Source organism: Limnobacter sp. MED105 (genome assembly GCF_000170915.1).
Classification (GTDB): Bacteria; Pseudomonadota; Gammaproteobacteria; order Burkholderiales; family Burkholderiaceae_B; genus Limnobacter.
Window position 1 is genome coordinate 56,174 of sequence record NZ_ABCT01000009.1, and the last position, 18,753, is coordinate 74,926.

Here is an 18,753-nt window from a genome sequence, read left to right on the forward strand (position 1 = left end):
TGGATTATTTGACAAACTGATATGAAAAGCCGAGGAACTTTGCGTACAGGTTCGGGGCGGCGCGTTTCATGAGCCAGAACAGCTTGGCGTCGACTTGCGGTGTGGTGTAAAGCTCACCGCTGTCCAGCCGGTTCAGTGTAAGTTTGGCTACGGAGTCGCTGGTGACCATCGCGTAATTCATCAAGGCGTGGTCTGCCAGTTTGGAGTACCGTGCAGGCAGACGGCCATCTTTGATGATGTTGGTGGGTACCAGCGTCGGGCAAAGTACATTCACCGAAATCTTGTCTTTTTTGAGTTCTGCGAACAAGGTTTCTGACAGTGCGCGTACACCTGCTTTGGTGGTGTTATAGGCGCTCATTTCCGGGGCTGCCGTGTAAGACGCAGCGGATGCAACGTTGACAATGGCGCCTCGACCAAGCTTTTTGAACCTAGGTACAAAGTAATGACAGCCATGAATGACGCCCCACAAGTTGACATTCATGCACCAGCGCCAGTCTTCCAGCGTGGTTTCTTCAATTTTGCCGCCCAGCCCGACGCCTGCGTTGTTGATGAGCAAGGTCACCGGGTGCCCCATCAGCACTTCAGCTTGCTCGGCCAACTGTTGCACATGTTCTGCTACACCCACGTCGCAAGCCACAGCGAAGGCCTGTCCTCCCTGGGCTTCGATCAGTCGTACGGTTTCCTCCGCACCTTCCAGTTTCAGGTCGGCGCAAACCACGACACCCTGCCTGCGAGAAATTTCCAGCGCAAAACTCCTGCCAATACCACTGCCCGCACCAGTCACCACGGCGTAGGCGTTCTGGCTTGGCAGGTCTTTTTTTCTTCTCAGTAAACTCATACTTGACTCACTTTGGATTTCTCGACGCGGTATTGCGCAAACTCAGGCTGCCTTGGCACCAGGGTAGAATTCCCGTGTCATGAACGGGGTTAGCAAACCATTGGAAGGATTCAGCAGCTTTTCCTTGTAATAGGCCAATAGATCGCTTGTGTCGTGGTTGTTGGGGTGAAAGTCCCGGCGCAGGTATTCCAGAATATGCTTCATGCTGCCGCCAAATACACTGCCCTTTCCTGTGAACAGCAAATGAGCACTTTTACGGGCATCTTTCCAGAAACTCAGTTTGAACACACTACCCGGTTTGCGCAGAACCGGAATCAAGGCCCCACCTAGCGGTACCAGCATCAGGATGGTCACAAACGCCAGTCCGAATCCGGTAATGCGCATCAGGTAATCGCCCGACAATTGTTGATAAACGTCATAGGCAATGTCTTTGTGCTCGCACTCTTCCAGCATGTGCCACATCCACAAGGCGCGCTGTTTTTCATCATGGCTGAGGAAGAAGATTTCCTCATGTTTCATCATGTATTCAGCCAGTACTGCAGTGAAGTGCTCAATGCCTGCCATCAGTGAAAGCTGCATGCCGTTGGGCAGTTGCTTGAAGCCATACTTGAAGACCTGTTCGGCCAGGAAGCGGTAGAACTTCACGGGATAGTCATTCTCGGCAAGGGTGTCATTGAACTCATGGTGCAATTTGGAATGAATCGCTTCCTGACCAATCAGTGCCGTGACTCTAGCCTTCAATGCCTCGTCTTTGACAAATTGACGGTGGTGTCGGGCCGTGTCGATCACAAGGTCTTCACCAAAAGTCAGAAAAATGGACAAGGCGTGAAAGTAGGCACTGGCAAAAGTCGTATTCTGAAAGAACACGGAGTCAAGGTCTTTGCTGTCGAACTTGAAGTCCATGTGCCGAATTGGAATTCGGGGAGCTGTACCTGATTTGTTTGAGGCCTGGCCGCCGTTGGGCATGGAAAAAACGTTAGTCATGATTACACTTCCATTCAATAAAACTGAGCGTTTGTTCGGGTGTGGTCGAAACAATTTCGGGTTTGTGATCTATGCGTGGGGTATCAATTCATTAAGCATGTGGGTGCTGAATTTAGCCCGCTCGAGGCTGGGTAACTTGACGTTATTTAAGTAAGCATGGGCCACCGGATTGACGACGCTATTTTCCAAGGTTTGCGGGGTATTCACCATGATTTGAAACTTCCGTCGGTTGCAGAACATATTTAACCGTTACATTGACTGATGTAATGGTAAAGCGAATGTTTGTTCGGATTCAATACGGAAAATGATCGGTTTTGGGGATTTGCCAGTAATGGGTATAAAAACAGGGTTTGGCCTAGATCTGCTTATAAAAATGCACCGATGCATCGCGAATTTAGTTTGCTTGTTCGGTTTTTAGTTGTCTATTTTGTAAACCAAGAGGTGTATAGCACTCCCCTGAGAATCGTGCATTGATCAACCCTATGGCAATCAGCATCGTACCCTCACTCCTGGTTTTGTTCCTCGCTTTCAGTCTTTAGTTGTAAGAGAACTCAATCTCCATCTGCTTATTCAGTTTCAATGCGTCAACATGGCCAGTGTGGACGCGATTTAGAACATGAAGGTGAATTCGGGCGCCTTTGTGTGTGAATACTCCGGCATGATGTTTTGAGTAAAAACCAACCAAGATCACTTCTGCGTTTTGAAGTGTTTCAACAAATGCGCCAGCCTTGTGATTTTTTTCGCCACTACCAACCGGTAGTGGCGAAAGTACATGGTATTGCAGTTCATCCACAGTTCCTTTTAATGCGAAGGAAAATGGTTTGTCTGTGCTGATACCCTTGCGTGTTGCTGCAGCTTCAATTTTGGATTCTATGGTTTCAAGGTTGTCAGCATCGAATTGTATTGGTGTGGGCTTTGTCCATTTTTCAGCATAGGTCCAAACCAAAAAACTCGCTTTTAATCCAGTCAAATTATTGGTGGATTCGAGTTGACCGTTGATCACATGCGTAGCGTAAATTTGACTTTTGTATGCAGTGAATTCCCCTTGTAGTTCTTCAAGCGGACCAACAGCAGTCAGATTCGCCTTGTTACCCAGCGCATGCAAGTCAACTTTTCCTTCGTAGTTTCCGTGATGCATTTTTCGAAGTGAGCCTTCGAACTGTACTTCGCCTGCGATAGCTGATGGAATCAAGAATGCCAATGAAGCGAGCGACCAAAATTTCAGTATGTTGTTCATGCTCAATACCCGCTTAAAACTTCAATTGCGCGCCAACTGTGAAACTTTGCGGCTCGCCCGGTGCAAAGCTTGCTGTGTCCGCGCCGGCTGCATTGAGTGATGCACCAATTACTGTAGACGCGTAGCGTTCGTCGGTCAGGTTTCGTGCTTCAGCAAACAATACCCATTCCTTGAATTGAACTTGCCCGCGAAGACCAAGGGTTAGATAGTCACCGGCACGCACTGTGTTTGTGTAATCCACATAAGCACCGCGGCTTACTGATTGTGCGAACAGTTCGGTTTGCCAGTTGTTCGATTTGTTCAAGGCGAGGGCCGAATACATGCTCAAGGGGGTAACCACAGGCAGTGTGTTGTTGCCAAACATGGGGTCGGCATCAAAGCGTGCATCCACCCAGTTCAGGTTGAATTTGGCCAACAGGTCTGCGCCAGAACCAAGTAAGTTTTGTGCTGCCCTGGTTTGCGCATTCAGTTCAGCGCCAATGCGTTGTGTGTCATCGGCATTGCGCAGGTTGGTGTTAATTTGATTCACTGGGTCCAGCGTAGCGATTACTTCCTGATTCAGTTTTGCGTAATACAGGGTGAAGTCAATCGAAGAGTAGTTTGATAAATGCCGCCAGCCAGCCTCAAAGGTTTGTTGACGTTGTGCATCAAGTGGTTTGAGGGTTGGGCGCCGCGGGTCGGCACCATTCACCAGGGCTGCACCTGCTCCAGTGCCAGCACTGTTCAACAGCAGCATGTCGTAGGTGGGTGGTTCGCCCACTGAATTAAATCCCAGAAAAACTGTGTTGGTTTTACTTAGTGCGTATCGAATTTCTGCAAAACCCGACAACTGGGTGTAATCGGTATCCAGTTCAGCGGCTGGGCGTAACGCCGATGTTTGAAAGTTGTCTTCAATGCGACGCGTATGGTGGTTCAAGCCAACAGCCATCAAAGCGCTAAACGAATTACCAAGATCACGTTCCTGGCCAGCCGTGAATGCGAAGCGATCCGCTTTCAGTGTGTTGTCAGCCCATTTCAGCCCGCGCGTACCTGTGAATGTGGGCATGGTGCCACCACCGTTGAGGTATTGCTGAAGGCTGCGTTCATTGTGCTGGTAAATGGTTTCAAGAAACCACGGGCTGTTGTTGGGTTTGAAGTGCGCTTGAAGCGCAATGTCTTCGTTGCTTTCGTCTTGTTGATCACGGCGAATGAACTGTACATCAGCCAATTGATAGGCCATGTTTACGTTCAAATAACCGGTAGCTGTTGGGCCTTCAAGCCCCGCATTCAAGCGGGTTCGTTGGGTAATTCTGCGCCAGTTGCCGCGCACATTGCCGGGTTGCGCGGCGTTGGAGCCGTTCAAAATTTGCGTAAAAGTTTGCGGCCCTGGCAGTTGCAATTCGCTGGATGAATCAGCAACACCTGCACGCCAGCGCCACGCAGATTCCTTTATCTTGGCTTCCAATGAAAGTTGGCTGCGAAGTGCCTCCTGCCGGTTGTGTAGGCGAAATCCGTTTTTTTGGTAATCAGTGATATTCACTGTTGCCTGAGTGGATCCAATTTGTTTTGTGGCTTGGCCTTGTATGGAATGCAAACCGAACGACCCTGTTTCATAGCGCAGTTGATTTTGATGAATACCCAACTGCGCTGGGTAGCGAATGAAGTCGATTACACCACCCAAGGTGGCAGAGCCGGTAACCACTGCACGCCCCGAGCGCAACACGCGAACAACGTCAAAACTCAAAGGATCGATTGATTCCACAAAATCAAAGCTGCCGTCGGCATAGCCCAAAGGCAGTCCTTGCTCGCGAATTTCAATGCCGCGGCCTGCTGGTTGTGTACCACGTTGTAAACCCGATCCACGAATGGAAAGGCGAGGGTGGTCAATTCCGCCAAACACTCCTTCAGCGATCAGGCCAGTTTGTCCTTCAAGCACTTGGGGAAGCGTGTAGGCGGGGCGTTGTTTATCCAATTCGCGCGTGTCGGTGATAGTGTCTGCATAGCTGGGTGAGCCAACCGGGGTTGAATCGCTGTTCACCTCGACGGCAGGTAGTGTTGTTTGCCCGATCGCTGTTTGTGGTTGTGCAGCAAGCAAAGCGCTGGGCAACAAAAGGGCAGTAAATTTGTGTTTCATTTCTATGTATGAGTGGATGATCATGCTTTAATTGAGTTGAAGTATAAGCAAGACGGTTAACGGTATTCGATGACTTTGAGGCAGTTATTACCGTTTACACCCCAAGTGCGACACTATGTCGCACCGTGGCAGTAAGGGGTTTGTGAATTGAATTCAGAGTTTTGGGACAGGCGCTACAGCACCGATGATTTTTTGTACGGTGAGTTACCCAATGAGTTTCTGGCAGAAATGGTGACTCTGTTAGTGCCCAACGGCAGTGTGTTCGTTCCCGGGGATGGAGAGGGGCGTAATGGAGTTTGGTTGGCTCGCAGAGGGTTCTATGTCACCACAGTGGATTCTTCTGTTCAAGGCGTTGAGAAAGCGCGATCGCTGGCATCTCGGCATGGTGTAAGGCTGCTTCAGACAGTTGCGGATCTGTCCACCTGGGAATATCCCAAATCCACATTTGACGCAGCAGTCCTGATTTATCTGCATTTGCCGGAATCTATTCGACTGCGGGTTCATCAACAAATTGCCAGCTCACTTAAACCTGGTGGGATCGTGATTGTGGAGTGCTTCCACCCGCAGCAATTGAATCGCAACAGTGGTGGGCCAAAAGACATCAGCATGTTGTACGACTGTGACTTGCTTCGCAGTGATTTCAAGGATTTATTGACGCCCCATTTCGAGTACGAAGGCAATGTATTGCTTGCAGAAGGGGCTGGCCACTCGGGTTTGGGGTATGTGAGCCGATGGGTTGGGCGCAAAATTTCATAATTGAATACTCGCTGTCAAGTACCGACAGAAACTGTCATGTACTGCCAAAGCTGACACATATGCCAAATTCAATAAAGCTGGGAACACTGCGTGGATTACTCTAAGTGATTGATTGAGTTGAAGAAGTAATTCTTTCGTATGGCTGGCATGGTTCTTGTTAATAAAAGCAATGAGACGTGTGATTTTAATAGCTTTTGTTTATTGCACGTTTGTTCGTTTCTAATCGTTCAACAAGGAGAAAGACATGGGTCTGAGAATCAATGATGTAGTACCTAACCTGGACTTGGTTACTGATCAAGGCAGCTTCAAATTTCACGACTTCATTGGCGATAACTGGACAATTTTGTTCAGTCACCCCAAAGACTTCACACCGGTGTGCACAACCGAATTTGGAGCAGTGGCTCAATTGGCTGCCGAATGGGAAAAGCGCAACACCAAGGTCATCGGCCTGTCTGTAGATGGTGTTGAAGAGCACAAAGAATGGAAGTGCGACATTGAAAAGTTTGCCGGTGCAAAAGCCACCTTCCCAATTATTGCCGACGAAGATTGTGCAGTGTCCAAGGCTTTGGATATGTTGCCAGCAAACGCTTACCTGCCAGATGGCCGCACTGCGGCTGATTCAGCAAGCGTGCGCGTTGTATTCATTTTTAGTCCTGACAAGAAGCTGCAATTGTCGATGACTTACCCCATGTCTGTGGGCCGTAATTTTGCTGAAGTGTTGCGTGCGCTTGATGCGCTTCAGGCAACTTACGGTGTGCCAATCGCAACGCCAGCCAACTGGGTTCATGGTCAGGATGTAATTGTGGCTTTGTCCCTGAACGATGAGCAGGCCAAAGCCAAGTTCGGCAGCATCGATATCAAGTTGCCTTACCTGCGCACAACAAAACAGCCAAGCTAATTCAATAGTCGCTGATTTGTTGAAATAAGAACGGGAGCCAAGTTATCTGGCTCCCGTTTTTTATTTGGCAGTGTGCCAAAAATTTGGCAGATTGTGGCAGTTTTAAGGTTGATAGATTTTTACGCGTTAATCAAAATCCTATTAAATATCAGGAGCTTGACGATTTTTTGAAATATGAGTGCGGGCTGGTATTGATCTTGCAATTGACTTGTATGAAATCAAATTTCAAGAGGAAGTACAAGCCATGGAACTGGACCCAGCACTGTTGGCCCGAGCACAATTCGGCGCAAATATTACCTTTCACATTTTGTTTCCAACTATCACCATCGCCTTGGCGTGGATGCTGCTGTTTTTTAAGCTTCGGTTCAATTCGACCGGGCAGGCGCATTGGATGGAAGCCTATCAATTCTGGGTCAAAGTGTTCGCATTGACCTTTGCTTTGGGAGTGGTCTCAGGCGTCACCATGAGTTTTCAGTTCGGTACAAATTGGCCTGGCTTCATGGAAACAGTAGGCAACGTGGCAGGTCCATTGCTGGCCTATGAAGTGTTGACGGCTTTCTTTCTTGAAGCAACTTTCCTTGCCGTGATGCTGTTTGGTATGAATCGTGTAAGCCCACGTATGCACACCCTCGCTACTTTTTTGGTAGCAGCCGGCACCACAGCATCGGCATTCTGGATTCTTGCTTTGAATTCGTGGATGCAAACGCCTGCGGGCTTCGAGATGATCGACGGCAAAGCCGTTGTGACCAGTTGGTTTGAAGTGATCTTCAACCCTTCCTTTCCCTATCGCTTGACTCACATGCTGCTAGCTTGTGGCCTGACAGGTGCCTTCCTGATGGCAGGGCTTTCAGCATGGCAGTGGCACAAGGGTATTCGCACTCCTGCTGTGAAAGCGGCACTGCGAACCGGCGCGACAGTAGCGGCATTGGTGATCCCAATTCAAATTTTCGTGGGTGATTTGCACGGCTTGAACACACTACAGCATCAGCCCCAGAAAGTAGCGGCCATGGAAGGTGTGTGGGAAACCGAGAAGGGTGCACCGCTGTTGCTGTTTGCAATTCCTGACAACGAAGCGCGGACCAATCACTTTGAAATTGGTATTCCCAATTTAGCTTCACTCATTTTGACCCACAAGGCAGACGGGGAAATCAAAGGCTTGAATGAATTCAAGGGTGCGCATCCTCCGGTGTTTCAGGTGTTCTGGGCATTCCGTGTCATGGTGGGTGTTGGTGTGCTGATGTTGCTGGTTAGCTGGTACGCCGTTTGGCGCATGGCGCGTAACAAAAATGCAGAAAAGGCATTGAACAAGCCAGTGTTGTTCTCATTGATCGCGATGACTTTTTCTGGATGGGTAGCCACAGTGGCTGGCTGGTACGTCACCGAAATTGGTCGTCAGCCATTTTTGGTACAAGGTATTTTGCGCACTGAAGATGCAATTTCAGCCGTGCCCCCCAACATGATTCTGTCGACATTCATTGGTTACCTGGTGTTGTATGTCGTGTTGTTGGTGGCCTATGTCAGCACCTTGTTCTACCTCGCCAAGAAAGCGGGTAGCAAGCCAGCCCCTATTCAAACTGTAAACCCTGTAGGTGGCCAATATGTTCACGCCTGAAGCAATGAGTTTTGAGCAGGCACTGCCTGTGATTTTCATGATCCTGATGGGGATCTCCATGTTGGCCTATGTGATTCTTGATGGCTATGACTTGGGTGTGGGTGCCTTGATGGGCTATGCCACACCCGATGAGAAAGACACCATGGTGGCTTCAATTGGACCATTCTGGGATGCCAATGAAACCTGGCTGGTTTTGGGGGTTGGTATTTTGCTGGTGGCCTTTCCGATGGCGCATGGTGTGGTGCTCGGGGAGTTGTACTTGCCCGTGACCTTGATGCTGTTCAGCTTGATTATTCGCGGAGTGGCTTTTGACTTCCGTGTGAAGGTACCTGCCGACAAGAAGCACCTGTGGAACAAACTGTTTGTTGCCGGTTCAGTGGGTGCAGCGCTTTCACAAGGTTACATGCTGGGGAGTTACATCACCGGTTTTCATGATGGGGCTTTGAGCACTGTGTTTGCCATGCTGACCGCATTGTGCCTGTTAGCGGGTTATGTGCTGATGGGGTCTACTTGGTTGCTCATGAAAACGACTGGCGCACTTCAACTGAAAGCTGTTACCTGGGCGAGCAGAAGTTTGTGGTTGGCTGGCTTGGGTATTGCCGCCATTTCACTGGTCACGCCTTTCATTAGCACCCGTATTTTCGAAAAGTGGTTTGCCGTAAATAACTTCTTTTTATTGATGCCTATTCCATTGGCCACCCTGGGCTTGTTCTTCATCGCTGATCGCGCATTGCGTCGCCTGCCAAGCCGCTTGAGTTCGGGCAACGAGTACGGTGCATGGGTACCTTTTGCATGCGCGGTCGGTGTGTTCTTCCTGTCGTTTTATGGCCTGGCCTACAGCCTGTTTCCCTACCTGGTATTGGACAAAATCGATGTGTGGCAAGCCGCAAGTCACCACGATTCATTGCTGGTGATCTTCTGGGGTGTGGTGGTGGTATTGCCTGCAATTCTTGGCTACACGGTGTACGCATACCGCGTGTTCTGGGGCAAGGCGCAGTGTTTGAGTTACAACTAAAAAAAGTGGAAGAAGGGATATGAGTAAGCAATTGGATAACGATATTTCTGTGTCAGGCCAGATCAATGAAGCCATGATTAGGCAACTTGCCGAGCAGGGTATTAAAACCATCATTAACAACCGCCCAGATGCGGAGGAAGGCGGCCAGCCAGGAAATGCAGCGCTGCAATCTGTGGCTGAAAGTCTGGGTGTGAAGTGGGTTTATTTGCCACTGATTGCAGGGCAAAAACCAGACCCGGTTCTGGCACAAAACTACCGCAAAGCCATCGATGAAATGCCAAAGCCAGTGCATGTATTTTGCCGCACTGGTAGGCGTTCGGAAATGATTCATCAAGCGGCGCAAAATCTTACTTTACAAAGGCCCACACCGAAATCATTTGACGTGGTGATTGTAGGCGCTGGCACAGCAGGAATTTCTGTGGCCACCAGTTTGTTAAAACGAGACGCAAGTCTTGACATTGTGCTGATTGATCCTTCTCCAACTCACGATTATCAGGCTGCATGGACTTTGGTGGGCGCAGGGGAATACATGCAAACCGCGACCCGTAAGCCAATGGCTGAATTGATTCCGAAAGGTGTCAAGTGGATAGCCAAAGCAGTTACGGGGTTCTTGCCCGTTGAAAACAAGGTCGCCTTGGAAGACGGCAGCACGGTGGGCTATGACCAGTTGGTGGTGTGCCCTGGTTTGAAGCTGAACTGGGCCGCGATTGAAGGCCTGCCGGAAGCTCTTGGCAAAAATGGTGTGACATCGAATTATCGATATGACCTGGCACCATACACTTGGGAGTTAGTGCAAAAAATTCGTGGTGGGCGGGCCCTGTTCACTCAACCCGCCATGCCGATTAAATGTGCCGGTGCCCCGCAAAAAGCCATGTACCTGAGTTGCAGTAACTGGGAAGAAAAGGGTGTGCTGAACAACATTGACGTTGAAATGTACAACGCAGGTGGTGTGGTATTTGGCGTGCCAACATTCGTTCCACCTTTGATGGAATACATCAAGCGTTACAACGCCAAATTGAATTTCATGCACGACCTGGTGAAGGTGGATGGTCCCAGTAAGACTGCAACCTTTGAAGTGACTGCAGCAGATGGTAGCAAAACTGTGGTCGAGCGTAAATTTGACATGATCCATGTGGTGCCGCCCCAAGTTGCGCCAGATTTTGTGGCCAACAGCCCTTTGGCCAATTCGGCTGGCTGGGTGGATGTAGACCAACACACAATGCAGCACGTTAAATTCGCTAACGTGTTCAGTTTAGGCGATGCGGGTTCCATGCCCAACGCCAAAACAACTGCTGCAATCCGAAAGCAAGCCCCAATTGTTGCAAACAATATTGTTCGCATGCGTAAAGGTATGAAGCCCTTGGCTGAGTATGACGGTTATGGTGCTTGCCCACTGACTGTAGAGAAAGGCAAAGTGGTGTTGGCCGAGTTTTCTTATGGCGGCAAATTGGCACCAACCTTCCCCTTAAACCCAGCAGTGCCACGGCGATTGAACTGGATGTTGAAAAAGCATGTGTTCCCTGCGCTGTACTGGTTTGGCGCGCTGAAGGGCCACGAGTGGCTGACAAAGTGCGCAACCCAAGCTGACAAGGCGAAGGCATGAAACTGAGCGCCTGGTTTGGCTGCAGCAGTTGGCTGCCCCAATACAACCGCGAATGGCTGGCCAGCGATTTGGTTGCCGCAGTGGTGGTCACCATCATGTTGATTCCGCAAAGCCTTGCTTACGCCTTATTGGCAGGTTTGCCTGCCCAGGTGGGTTTGTACGCCAGCATGGCACCACTGTTGGCGTATGCCGTTTTTGGTAGCAGCAGGGCCATGGCCGTAGGGCCTGTTGCAGTGGCATCTTTGATGTCTGCTGCTGCGGCTGGCCAATTCGCACAAGGCAATGTGGAATTGTTCTATCAAGCCTCTGTGGTGCTGGCCTTCATCGGGGGCGGGGTGTTGATCGTGCTTGGCTTGTTGCGGGCAGGCTTTGTGGCGAATTTGCTGAGCCATCCTGTTGTGGGCGGTTTCGTGTCCGCATCCGCGCTGTTAATCGCGGTGGGTCAGTTGGGCTCTGTGCTTGGGGTAAGTGCCAAAGGCGAAACATTTTTTCAAACCGTGATGGCACTGCTGAAGAATTTTGCGCAGTTTGATGTGGCCACAGCCTTGATCGGCGCGCTTGCCTTGCTTTGGTTGTGGGCTGCAAGAAAGTGGGGAAAAAATGTTCTGAAAGGATTTGGCTTGAAAGGCCTGACATTGGAAATTGTTTTCCGCGCAGCACCAGTGCTTGCAATTGTGATGAGTATTGTGGCGGTGTCTTTGTTGCAATTGGGCACTGTACGAACCGTGGGTGCTATTCCTACTGATTTGCCAGACTTGTTTTTTCCTTCGCTTGAATTGAGTCGCTGGGTGGAGTTGTTTGTGCCTGCTGTGTTGATCGCTTTAGTGGGCTTCGTAGAAACCGTATCTGTTGGTCATGCTTTGGCGGCCAAGCGAAAACAGCGCATTGATCCCAATCAGGAGTTGCTGGGTTTGGGCGCAGCCAATATTGCTTCTGGCGTGTTCGGCGGTTATTCAGTAACAGGAGGCTTTTCCCGTTCGGTTGTGAATTTCGATGCCGGTGCGCAAACGCCTATGGCTGGTGTATTCACCGCGGGTGGCATTCTGCTGGCCACATTATTCCTAACCCCACTGTTAACCAATTTACCGCACGCCACATTGGCTGCAACCATCATCATCGCTGTGCTGGGTCTGATTGATCGGCACTTGCCTGGCATGTTGTGGCGTTACTCCAAGCGCGACTTCCTGGCTTATTTGCTGACCGTGATTGTTGTGCTTGTTGCGGGCGTAGAAGCGGGCATTATTGCTGGCGTGGTGTTTTCAATACTGGCTTTGCTGGCAGCAATCAGCAAGCCACACATGGCTGTGGTTGGGCAGGTGCCAGGTACTGAGCATTTCAGAAATGAAAAGCGTCACAAAGTGACTATGGTAGATGGAGTTGTTTCTGTGCGTGTGGATGAAAGTTTGTACTTTCCTAACGCGAGATGGCTTGAAGATGCACTGCTTGAAGTGGCTACTCAAAAGCCTGATACCAAAACCATGGTTCTTCAATGCAATGCGATCAACCACATTGATGCCAGCGCACTGGAGTCGCTGGAAAAAATCGACGAGAACCTTCAGGCCATGGGCATCACTTTGTATTTATCCGAGGTGAAAGGGCCTGTGCAGGACCAGCTTTTAAATTCGCATTGGTACGCAACCATCAAAAATCGCATCGGCTTGACCCATCTGGAAACAGTAGAGCGGGCGAGGCGTGGCCTGTGATCGATTTTTCCACTTGATTTATTCGAATTAATCAATTGGAAAGCATGAGCCAGTACGCATATATTTAAATTGTAGTTTCAACAGCAGTTGAAGGAGTTAGAAAATGAACCAGCAAAGCAGTATTCAATTCAAAGTGGACATGAGCCAGCAGCCCGAGGTGGTCCATTTTTTTGATGAACAAAGCAACACCTTCAGTTACGTGGTGAAGGATCCACACAGCAATTCATGCGCGATTATTGATTCGGTGTTGGACATTGACTATGCCGCTGGTCGTTTGTCGTATCAGGGCGCCGACGAAATTATTGATTATGTTCGCCAGCATCATCTGAAAGTGGAATGGATCATCGAGACCCATGTGCATGCGGATCACCTGTCAGCGGCGCCTTACATCAAAGAGCGCGTAGGTGGCTTGATTGGTATTGGTGAGAACATCAATGTCGTGCAAGATACCTTTGGCAAGGTATTCAATGAAGGCACAGAATTTCAACGCGATGGCTCTCAGTTTGACCGTTTGTTCTGTGACGGCGATTCTTACCAAATCGGTTCGCTAATAGGCCATGCAATGCACACACCTGGCCATACACCGGCTTGCATGACCCATGTAATTGGAAACTCGGCTTTCGTGGGCGACACCATTTTCATGCCCGACTCGGGCTCTGCTCGCGCAGACTTCCCAGGAGGCGATGCACGCACGCTTTACCGGTCCATTCACCGTTTGCTCAGCCTTCCTGAAGAGGTTGTACTGTACATGTGCCATGATTACGCACCCAATGGACGTGAGCTTAAGCACGTGAGCACCGTTGGAGAGCAGCGCCGCCAGAATATTCACGTGGCCGATGCGATCAGTGAAGACGAATACGTAAAAATGCGGGAAACCCGTGATGCAACGCTTGCAATGCCCAAGCTGATCATTCCGTCCATCCAAGTCAATATGAAGGCGGGGCATTTGCCCGAGCCTGAAAGCAATGGTCAGCGCTATTTGAAGGTACCCATCAATGGACTCTAATATGGAAATGAATGCGATGCATGTGAAGAGTTTGACGGATGTGTATTCTTGCTCAGCTCAAATATCCAAAGACGAGCTTAAGCACCTTCAAGCGCTGGGCGTTAAATCGGTGATTTGTTTCAGGCCAGACGGAGAACACCCCGAGCAGCCTGAGTTTGACGATTTGAGCCGTGAAGCTTCTGAGTTGGGATTGGTGTGTTACTACCTGCCTTATGATGTGGCGCAGGTGTCTTCAGAATTGATGCAACAGATGCATCGCATCATTGAAGAAGCGCCCAAGCCAGCGCATGCTTTTTGTAAAACTGGTCGTAGGGCGGCATTACCACTGGCTTTTTCAAAATTAAAGAATGGTGAAAGTGTTGAGTCGGTGGTGAATGAGTTCAAAGCGCATGGCTTTGACGTGGAGGTTTTGAAGAATCACCTGTAAAAAAAACGTCAGCTCATCACGAGCTGACGTCAAAGAAATGCGGCAAACAGCTTGCCGCTTTCGGGGTTAGCTACTTGGATCGATAAATCGTTTCAGGGTTCATTTTGCTGCTCCAGGGCAATCCACTGTTTAACCACCCATTAATCAAGTGTTGACCTTTTTGTGGTCCATCTTTCAAAGTTTCGCCTTGGAATCCATGGTCTACGTAGTAGGCGTTGGGAAAACCGTTTTTCATCAAAAACTCTGCGCTGGGCAAACCGCGTGAGCTACCCGTGCGGCACATCGTGATGATAGTGGCGTTGCGGTCAAGCCCACGCTTTTCCAGCTCCGCCTGAATTTCTTTGACGAAGTTCGCGTTTTGTTTCATGGCGAACGCACCAGATTTAGCGTTCCATTCGGTGCGATCCGCAAACATGAATGGAATGTTCACGTGGGTTGCTGGCGTACTGCCGATGAACATGATTTCGATCGGATCGCGTACATCAACAAACAGCACACCAGGATCGTTCAGCACCATCTCAAATGTTTTGTGCGGTGTGAGAGAGCGAGGCTTGATCTCTTGGGCGAAGCTTAGCGTGGCCGCGCCCAGGCCGATGGCTATCAAGGCGATCACCACCAAGTCGCGGAAAAATAGATATTTTCTTATTTGATAGGCCATCTTGTAGCTCCTTGGTTTAGTTTGAAATTACTTTTGTTTCCTGCTGCCCCATCATGGCAGCCATATCAGGGGGTGAGGCCACAGTGATCCCTTCACGTAAGTCTTCTTTGCTGGCGCCTTTGTTAGGCAGGTAAAGTGCGCAGACTTTCACCAGCGCACCGCCTTTAATAAGGTTCATCATCAATCCTTCTGGTGTAGCACCCATTGGTTTAAGAGTTTCACTTGTTGTGCTCTTCAACGCCAGGTCGCCTGCCTTGTCGCAGAGCAAAACATTGACTTGTGTACCTTGCTTGACCATGGCATTGGCCAACACCATGCTCATGCCTTGGGTTTGCAAAGAGTTGCTGGTCAAGATAAACAGTGCTTTTTCAGTTTTGGCGCCGCTTGTTTGTGCAAAAGCCCCAAAGCTGAGGGAGGTGCACAGAATGGTCAAGATTGTTTTTTTCATGATTTTGTTCATTGATAGTCCTTTGTTTACTTGAGTTTCTTAGCCTGAATCGGGCAGGTGTTGATTCCAAAGACGCGGTACACGGGGCAGGATCCACTTATGCCTGTTAACAAGGGAATCGCGCCAAGAAAACCCCATGCTCCAATGTTTCCTGTTGCAGCAAGGCCAATCAGACCAATTCCAATTGCAATCCGCCCAATTTTGTCAAATCCACCCACATTTTTTTTCATGTCAATCTCCCTGAAAAAATACTATTGCTATCTCTATATCAAGAAACATGCCTGATTGCTCATGTTTAAATTTATACATATGAAACAGATGTTTATAAGCTCTTATTAATTGAATCGCGCCTGGGGGAGAATATTTTTGATTCATTAAACCTGCCATTGGCAGTATTTTTGGCAGTAAGATGGCAGAGTTGTTGTTGGAGGTATTCACCGTTGAAAGAAAGTATTCAATCCCTCTTGTCATATCTGGAAATTGATTCCGAGCCTTCAATCGTCCTGGATCTCGATTACACAATTCTGGGTGCCAACAGCGCCTATCTTCGTGCGTATGGGAACCCCGCAGAAGATGCCCCGGTGGGTAAAAAATGTTTCCAGGTTTCCCATCACTACGACAAGCCATGTGATTTGTCGGGTGAGCAATGTCCGATGAATGCTGCGAAGAAAACCAAAGCGCCAGCCAAGCTGTTGCATATTCATTACACCCCACGCGGCCAAGAACACGTTGATGTAGAGTTGCGCCCGATATTGAACGATTCGCGTGAAGTAGTTGGCTACGTGGAGCGAATCAACACTATAAAGTCCGCTTCAGTGCAGGCAACTGGAAGCGGCTTGGTTGGATCTTCCCCGGTGTTTAACAAGGCGCTATCCGATTTATCGCGTGTGGCCAAAACTGATTTGCCTGTGCTGTTACAAGGTGAAAGCGGAACCGGCAAGGAGTTGTTTGCACGCGCTGTGCATGATGGAAGTCCCAGAAAAAATGCGCCGTTTGTGGTGGTGGATTGCACTGGGTTGGCTGATACCTTGTTTGAGAGTGAGCTATTCGGCTACGAAAAAGGAGCATTTACTGGTGCGCAACAGGCCAAAGCCGGGTTGATTGAAACTGCAAAGGGCGGAACTGTTTTTTTGGATGAAATCGGTGATGTGCCATTGACCATGCAAGTGAAGTTATTACGCTTATTGGAATCTGGAACCTTTCGTCGAGTGGGTGGTTTGGAAACGAAAAATTCTGACTTTCGACTGGTTGCTGCCACCCACAAGCCATTACAGAAAATGGTGGACGAGGGCAAGTTCCGGGCAGATCTCTTTTACCGAATTTGTGCGTTCCCAATCGAACTGCCCGCCTTGAGAAATCGAAGGGACGACATTCCCAAGTTAGTTCATTCGTTGCTGCGTCGGGGATCTGGACCGCTGGGAATTCAATATGTTGTGAGTGAAAAAGCCATGCATGCCCTGATGGGCTTTTCATGGCCTGGCAACATCCGACAACTTAAAAACGTTTTGGATCGCGCTCGCGTATTTGCTGATGATGGGCGAATTGAATTGGAGCATTTGCCCGAGGAATTGATTCGACCCGCTCAAACTAATCTAGCCAGAGAGTTTGCACCAGGTAAATTAAGGACTAAGAAGCTGACTTCTGATGAATTGCGAGAAATAGAAACAACTTTCATTGGTTCGCGAAAAGAGCTAGCAGAACACCTGGGTATGAGTGAACGGACTCTTTATCGAAAACTCGGAACTGGTTAGGATGTTGATCTGCAGACCCGGACATGGACGGAAATTACGTGAGGACGTCCGGTACCACAGAACCCAATGGTGCCACCCAGCGCAATGGGCTTGAGTTGATTGCAAGTTATTTCAACCGGTCAGGCTTTGAGGTAGATGGCTTCATCACGCTGGTAGACGCACGATTTGTGAACGTGGCTGACAACGGCATTCCCAACGCCATTGAAGAATCGGCGGCGGTGTCCATTGGGCAAACACTGGGCGACTTCAAATTGGGTTACAAGCTGAAATATATTGGCAGTGCACCGTTGGTTGAAGACCGCAGCATCAAGTCTGACTCGGTGATCAATTCAGACCTGTTCGTGAATTACGAAGTGAACAATCACCTGAGCTTGAATTTTTCCATATTCAATCTGTTTGATCGCGACAACAGCGACATTCAATATGCACACGATTATTTCCTGGCAGGCAATCAGGCGTTTGGAAAAACATTTCACCCCGCATTGCCACGGCATGTACGAGTGACCGCCAATTGGTTGTTCTAATTGAATTCAAATTGAATGCTTGGACTACCCTTCCTATAATGGAAATTATAATCGGTATCACTGAAGATCTAGTTTACGGTTACTCAACATCGAGTACTCGTATCAAAACGAGTTCACCACTGCAACTTGATTTTTCTACGATAACGGTAATTTTTCTAGCAGAACCTTGATCACGCTCCTGCTGAGGAAATGATTCTTTGAGGAGGTCACATTCACCCGAGATTTCAAGGGCTTGCGGAACTAATACTGTTACTGCTTCAAATCCATCTAATCCTATCGAATCTACTTGCTCTAAGGATGCCTGAGTTTCAGATTTGTTGACTTTACATTCGATAGTTATTTTTGATCGACGATTAGATTTTGTGGTTGGAGGTCGTCTGACCCAATCCGTCCCAATTAGGGCGCCCTGTATTATTACTTGAGCAACAATATTTTCACGCTCGATTTTTCTAAATTTAGAGGGTTGTTTTATTTCTGCTTTAACTGCCGATGTAGGGCTGTCAGTTGGTTTGTTTAAAATCACTGTGTGACAAGGAATAACAGTTTGAATCGTTGACTTGTGCTTGTTGTGAGGTTGTATTTCTTGAATTTCTTTGAACTTGATCTCGGCTGCGCGCTCTACTTCCGCTATCAGTTTTATGTAATCGTCGGGTAAATCGTCGAATGATGATTCTTCAAGGCTAAGGCTCTCTTGTACACATTCAAGCACTGGCCTTTCCGCGTAGGTGATTTGTGTCCTCTCGTCGAACTTTGTGGCTGACTTTGGGGTGTATTCCGCTTGGCCTTCATTGATTGCTTCTGGCTTGCTTAAAATTAATTGGACGATTTCTGTCACTTTTGCTATCTGATCTTCATCTGCTAGATCTGGGATGCAAACTGTCTGGTAAAAGACAAGCTCATTTTCCTGTTGTGAGAGCCTGAAGGTAGTTCGCCACTCAACTTTGAGTTGCTGCCCTGTGACTTGCTGGATCGCTTCACAAAAGAGGGTCTCATACATACAGAAGAGTGGTAGCTTGGGGTCTAAGAGCTTTAACTTTGCCCCTACTGACTGTAAAGAAAAGTGGAAGGATCCATTTGGTTGTTTGGCCACTGGAACTGATTCAGGTATTGAAAAAGTAATCATCAAATATTTGGGGCATCTCACTGGTTCAATTAGCATCGTGGCCAGTTGCGTCCCACC

The 18,753-nt window shown here is 48.8% G+C and carries 18 protein-coding genes; 10 read left to right on the forward strand and 8 right to left on the reverse strand.

What is annotated here, in order from left to right:
* Positions 1-4: 4 nt before the first annotated feature.
* The 4 genes from LMED105_RS09730 to LMED105_RS09745 form a co-directional block, all read right to left on the reverse strand.
* Positions 5-838, reverse strand: coding sequence for an SDR family oxidoreductase (locus LMED105_RS09730; protein WP_008250658.1), 834 nt, complete (start codon positions 836-838; stop codon positions 5-7).
* Between the two features lie 42 nt (positions 839-880).
* On the reverse strand, positions 881-1,822 hold the full coding sequence (locus LMED105_RS09735) for a metal-dependent hydrolase (RefSeq protein ID WP_156799644.1): 942 nt from the start codon (positions 1,820-1,822) through the stop codon (positions 881-883).
* A gap of 535 nt (positions 1,823-2,357) precedes the next feature.
* Positions 2,358-3,059 (reverse strand): acetolactate decarboxylase, encoded by a 702-nt coding sequence (locus tag LMED105_RS09740; protein WP_008250670.1) that lies wholly within the window; start codon positions 3,057-3,059, stop codon positions 2,358-2,360.
* 13 nt (positions 3,060-3,072) lie between these two features.
* Positions 3,073-5,172, reverse strand: a complete 2,100-nt coding sequence (locus tag LMED105_RS09745; RefSeq protein WP_008250672.1) for a TonB-dependent receptor plug domain-containing protein — start codon at positions 5,170-5,172, stop codon at positions 3,073-3,075.
* A 147-nt stretch (positions 5,173-5,319) separates the two neighbouring features.
* Here LMED105_RS09745 and LMED105_RS09750 point away from each other — a divergent pair, with 147 nt between their 5' ends.
* The 8 genes from LMED105_RS09750 to LMED105_RS09785 all read left to right on the forward strand — a co-directional run bounded on the left by LMED105_RS09750 (position 5,320) and on the right by LMED105_RS09785 (position 14,192).
* Positions 5,320-5,928, forward strand: a complete 609-nt coding sequence (locus tag LMED105_RS09750) for a bifunctional 2-polyprenyl-6-hydroxyphenol methylase/3-demethylubiquinol 3-O-methyltransferase UbiG (protein ID WP_008250675.1) — start codon at positions 5,320-5,322, stop codon at positions 5,926-5,928.
* A gap of 244 nt (positions 5,929-6,172) precedes the next feature.
* The gene (locus LMED105_RS09755; protein ID WP_008250677.1) at positions 6,173-6,826 is read left to right on the forward strand and encodes a peroxiredoxin; all 654 of its coding nucleotides are present in this window, start codon (positions 6,173-6,175) and stop codon (positions 6,824-6,826) included.
* Between the two features lie 244 nt (positions 6,827-7,070).
* On the forward strand, positions 7,071-8,438 hold the full coding sequence (locus LMED105_RS09760; RefSeq protein WP_040513162.1) for a cytochrome ubiquinol oxidase subunit I: 1,368 nt from the start codon (positions 7,071-7,073) through the stop codon (positions 8,436-8,438).
* Positions 8,425-9,453 carry a cytochrome d ubiquinol oxidase subunit II gene (locus LMED105_RS09765; protein WP_008250680.1) on the forward strand — a complete coding sequence of 343 codons (1,029 nt, stop codon included), beginning with the start codon at positions 8,425-8,427 and terminating at the stop codon, positions 9,451-9,453. Before LMED105_RS09760 ends, LMED105_RS09765 begins: the two co-directional genes overlap by 14 nt.
* A gap of 19 nt (positions 9,454-9,472) precedes the next feature.
* On the forward strand, positions 9,473-11,056 hold the full coding sequence (locus LMED105_RS09770; protein WP_008250682.1) for a bifunctional protein tyrosine phosphatase family protein/NAD(P)/FAD-dependent oxidoreductase: 1,584 nt from the start codon (positions 9,473-9,475) through the stop codon (positions 11,054-11,056).
* Positions 11,053-12,759, forward strand: a complete 1,707-nt coding sequence (locus tag LMED105_RS09775) for a SulP family inorganic anion transporter (protein ID WP_008250684.1) — start codon at positions 11,053-11,055, stop codon at positions 12,757-12,759. The genes LMED105_RS09770 and LMED105_RS09775 overlap by 4 nt, the downstream gene beginning before the upstream one ends.
* A 103-nt stretch (positions 12,760-12,862) precedes the next feature.
* Positions 12,863-13,765, forward strand: coding sequence for an MBL fold metallo-hydrolase (locus LMED105_RS09780; protein WP_008250686.1), 903 nt, complete (start codon positions 12,863-12,865; stop codon positions 13,763-13,765).
* Positions 13,755-14,192, forward strand: a complete 438-nt coding sequence (locus LMED105_RS09785; protein WP_083797163.1) for a TIGR01244 family sulfur transferase — start codon at positions 13,755-13,757, stop codon at positions 14,190-14,192. Before LMED105_RS09780 ends, LMED105_RS09785 begins: the two co-directional genes overlap by 11 nt.
* A gap of 70 nt (positions 14,193-14,262) precedes the next feature.
* Here LMED105_RS09785 and LMED105_RS09790 read toward each other — a convergent pair whose 3' ends face one another.
* The 3 genes from LMED105_RS09790 to LMED105_RS09800 are packed head-to-tail and all read right to left on the reverse strand — an operon-like array spanning position 14,263 to position 15,528.
* Positions 14,263-14,850, reverse strand: coding sequence for a rhodanese-like domain-containing protein (locus LMED105_RS09790; RefSeq protein ID WP_008250691.1), 588 nt, complete (start codon positions 14,848-14,850; stop codon positions 14,263-14,265).
* A 16-nt stretch (positions 14,851-14,866) separates the two neighbouring features.
* Entirely contained in the window at positions 14,867-15,298 is a 432-nt protein-coding gene (locus LMED105_RS09795) for a hypothetical protein (RefSeq protein WP_040513168.1), read from the reverse strand.
* A gap of 26 nt (positions 15,299-15,324) precedes the next feature.
* On the reverse strand, positions 15,325-15,528 hold the full coding sequence (locus LMED105_RS09800) for a DUF2892 domain-containing protein (RefSeq protein ID WP_008250695.1): 204 nt from the start codon (positions 15,526-15,528) through the stop codon (positions 15,325-15,327).
* 210 nt (positions 15,529-15,738) lie between these two features.
* On the opposite strand from LMED105_RS09800, the gene LMED105_RS09810 reads away from it, so the two are divergent.
* Together LMED105_RS09810 and LMED105_RS09815 are read left to right on the forward strand one after the other, a co-directional pair.
* The gene (locus LMED105_RS09810) at positions 15,739-17,049 is read left to right on the forward strand and encodes a sigma-54-dependent Fis family transcriptional regulator (protein ID WP_008250697.1); all 1,311 of its coding nucleotides are present in this window, start codon (positions 15,739-15,741) and stop codon (positions 17,047-17,049) included.
* 23 nt (positions 17,050-17,072) lie between these two features.
* Positions 17,073-17,573, forward strand: a complete 501-nt coding sequence (locus LMED105_RS09815) for a TonB-dependent receptor (RefSeq protein WP_008250699.1) — start codon at positions 17,073-17,075, stop codon at positions 17,571-17,573.
* A gap of 79 nt (positions 17,574-17,652) precedes the next feature.
* Here LMED105_RS09815 and LMED105_RS09820 read toward each other — a convergent pair whose 3' ends face one another.
* Positions 17,653-18,696, reverse strand: a complete 1,044-nt coding sequence (locus tag LMED105_RS09820) for a hypothetical protein (RefSeq protein ID WP_040513140.1) — start codon at positions 18,694-18,696, stop codon at positions 17,653-17,655.
* Between the last annotated feature and the right edge of the window lie 57 nt (positions 18,697-18,753).

Excerpts from the sequence above, each read along its gene's own strand:
- LMED105_RS09820 (WP_040513140.1), bottom strand. The coding sequence starts at position 18,696 with ATGATTACTTTTTCAATACCTGAATCAGTTCCAGTGGCCAAACAACCA.
- LMED105_RS09795 (WP_040513168.1), bottom strand. The coding sequence starts at position 15,298 with ATGAAAAAAACAATCTTGACCATTCTGTGCACCTCCCTCAGCTTTGGG.
- LMED105_RS09745 (WP_008250672.1), bottom strand. The coding sequence starts at position 5,172 with ATGAAACACAAATTTACTGCCCTTTTGTTGCCCAGCGCTTTGCTTGCT.
- LMED105_RS09765 (WP_008250680.1), top strand. The coding sequence starts at position 8,425 with ATGTTCACGCCTGAAGCAATGAGTTTTGAGCAGGCACTGCCTGTGATT.
- LMED105_RS09735 (WP_156799644.1), bottom strand. The coding sequence starts at position 1,822 with ATGACTAACGTTTTTTCCATGCCCAACGGCGGCCAGGCCTCAAACAAA.
- LMED105_RS09770 (WP_008250682.1), top strand. The coding sequence starts at position 9,473 with ATGAGTAAGCAATTGGATAACGATATTTCTGTGTCAGGCCAGATCAAT.
- LMED105_RS09760 (WP_040513162.1), top strand. The coding sequence starts at position 7,071 with ATGGAACTGGACCCAGCACTGTTGGCCCGAGCACAATTCGGCGCAAAT.
- LMED105_RS09815 (WP_008250699.1), top strand. The coding sequence starts at position 17,073 with ATGGACGGAAATTACGTGAGGACGTCCGGTACCACAGAACCCAATGGT.
- LMED105_RS09755 (WP_008250677.1), top strand. The coding sequence starts at position 6,173 with ATGGGTCTGAGAATCAATGATGTAGTACCTAACCTGGACTTGGTTACT.
- LMED105_RS09780 (WP_008250686.1), top strand. The coding sequence starts at position 12,863 with ATGAACCAGCAAAGCAGTATTCAATTCAAAGTGGACATGAGCCAGCAG.
- LMED105_RS09775 (WP_008250684.1), top strand. The coding sequence starts at position 11,053 with ATGAAACTGAGCGCCTGGTTTGGCTGCAGCAGTTGGCTGCCCCAATAC.
- LMED105_RS09790 (WP_008250691.1), bottom strand. The coding sequence starts at position 14,850 with ATGGCCTATCAAATAAGAAAATATCTATTTTTCCGCGACTTGGTGGTG.
- LMED105_RS09740 (WP_008250670.1), bottom strand. The coding sequence starts at position 3,059 with ATGAACAACATACTGAAATTTTGGTCGCTCGCTTCATTGGCATTCTTG.
- LMED105_RS09730 (WP_008250658.1), bottom strand. The coding sequence starts at position 838 with ATGAGTTTACTGAGAAGAAAAAAAGACCTGCCAAGCCAGAACGCCTAC.
- LMED105_RS09785 (WP_083797163.1), top strand. The coding sequence starts at position 13,755 with ATGGACTCTAATATGGAAATGAATGCGATGCATGTGAAGAGTTTGACG.
- LMED105_RS09800 (WP_008250695.1), bottom strand. The coding sequence starts at position 15,528 with ATGAAAAAAAATGTGGGTGGATTTGACAAAATTGGGCGGATTGCAATT.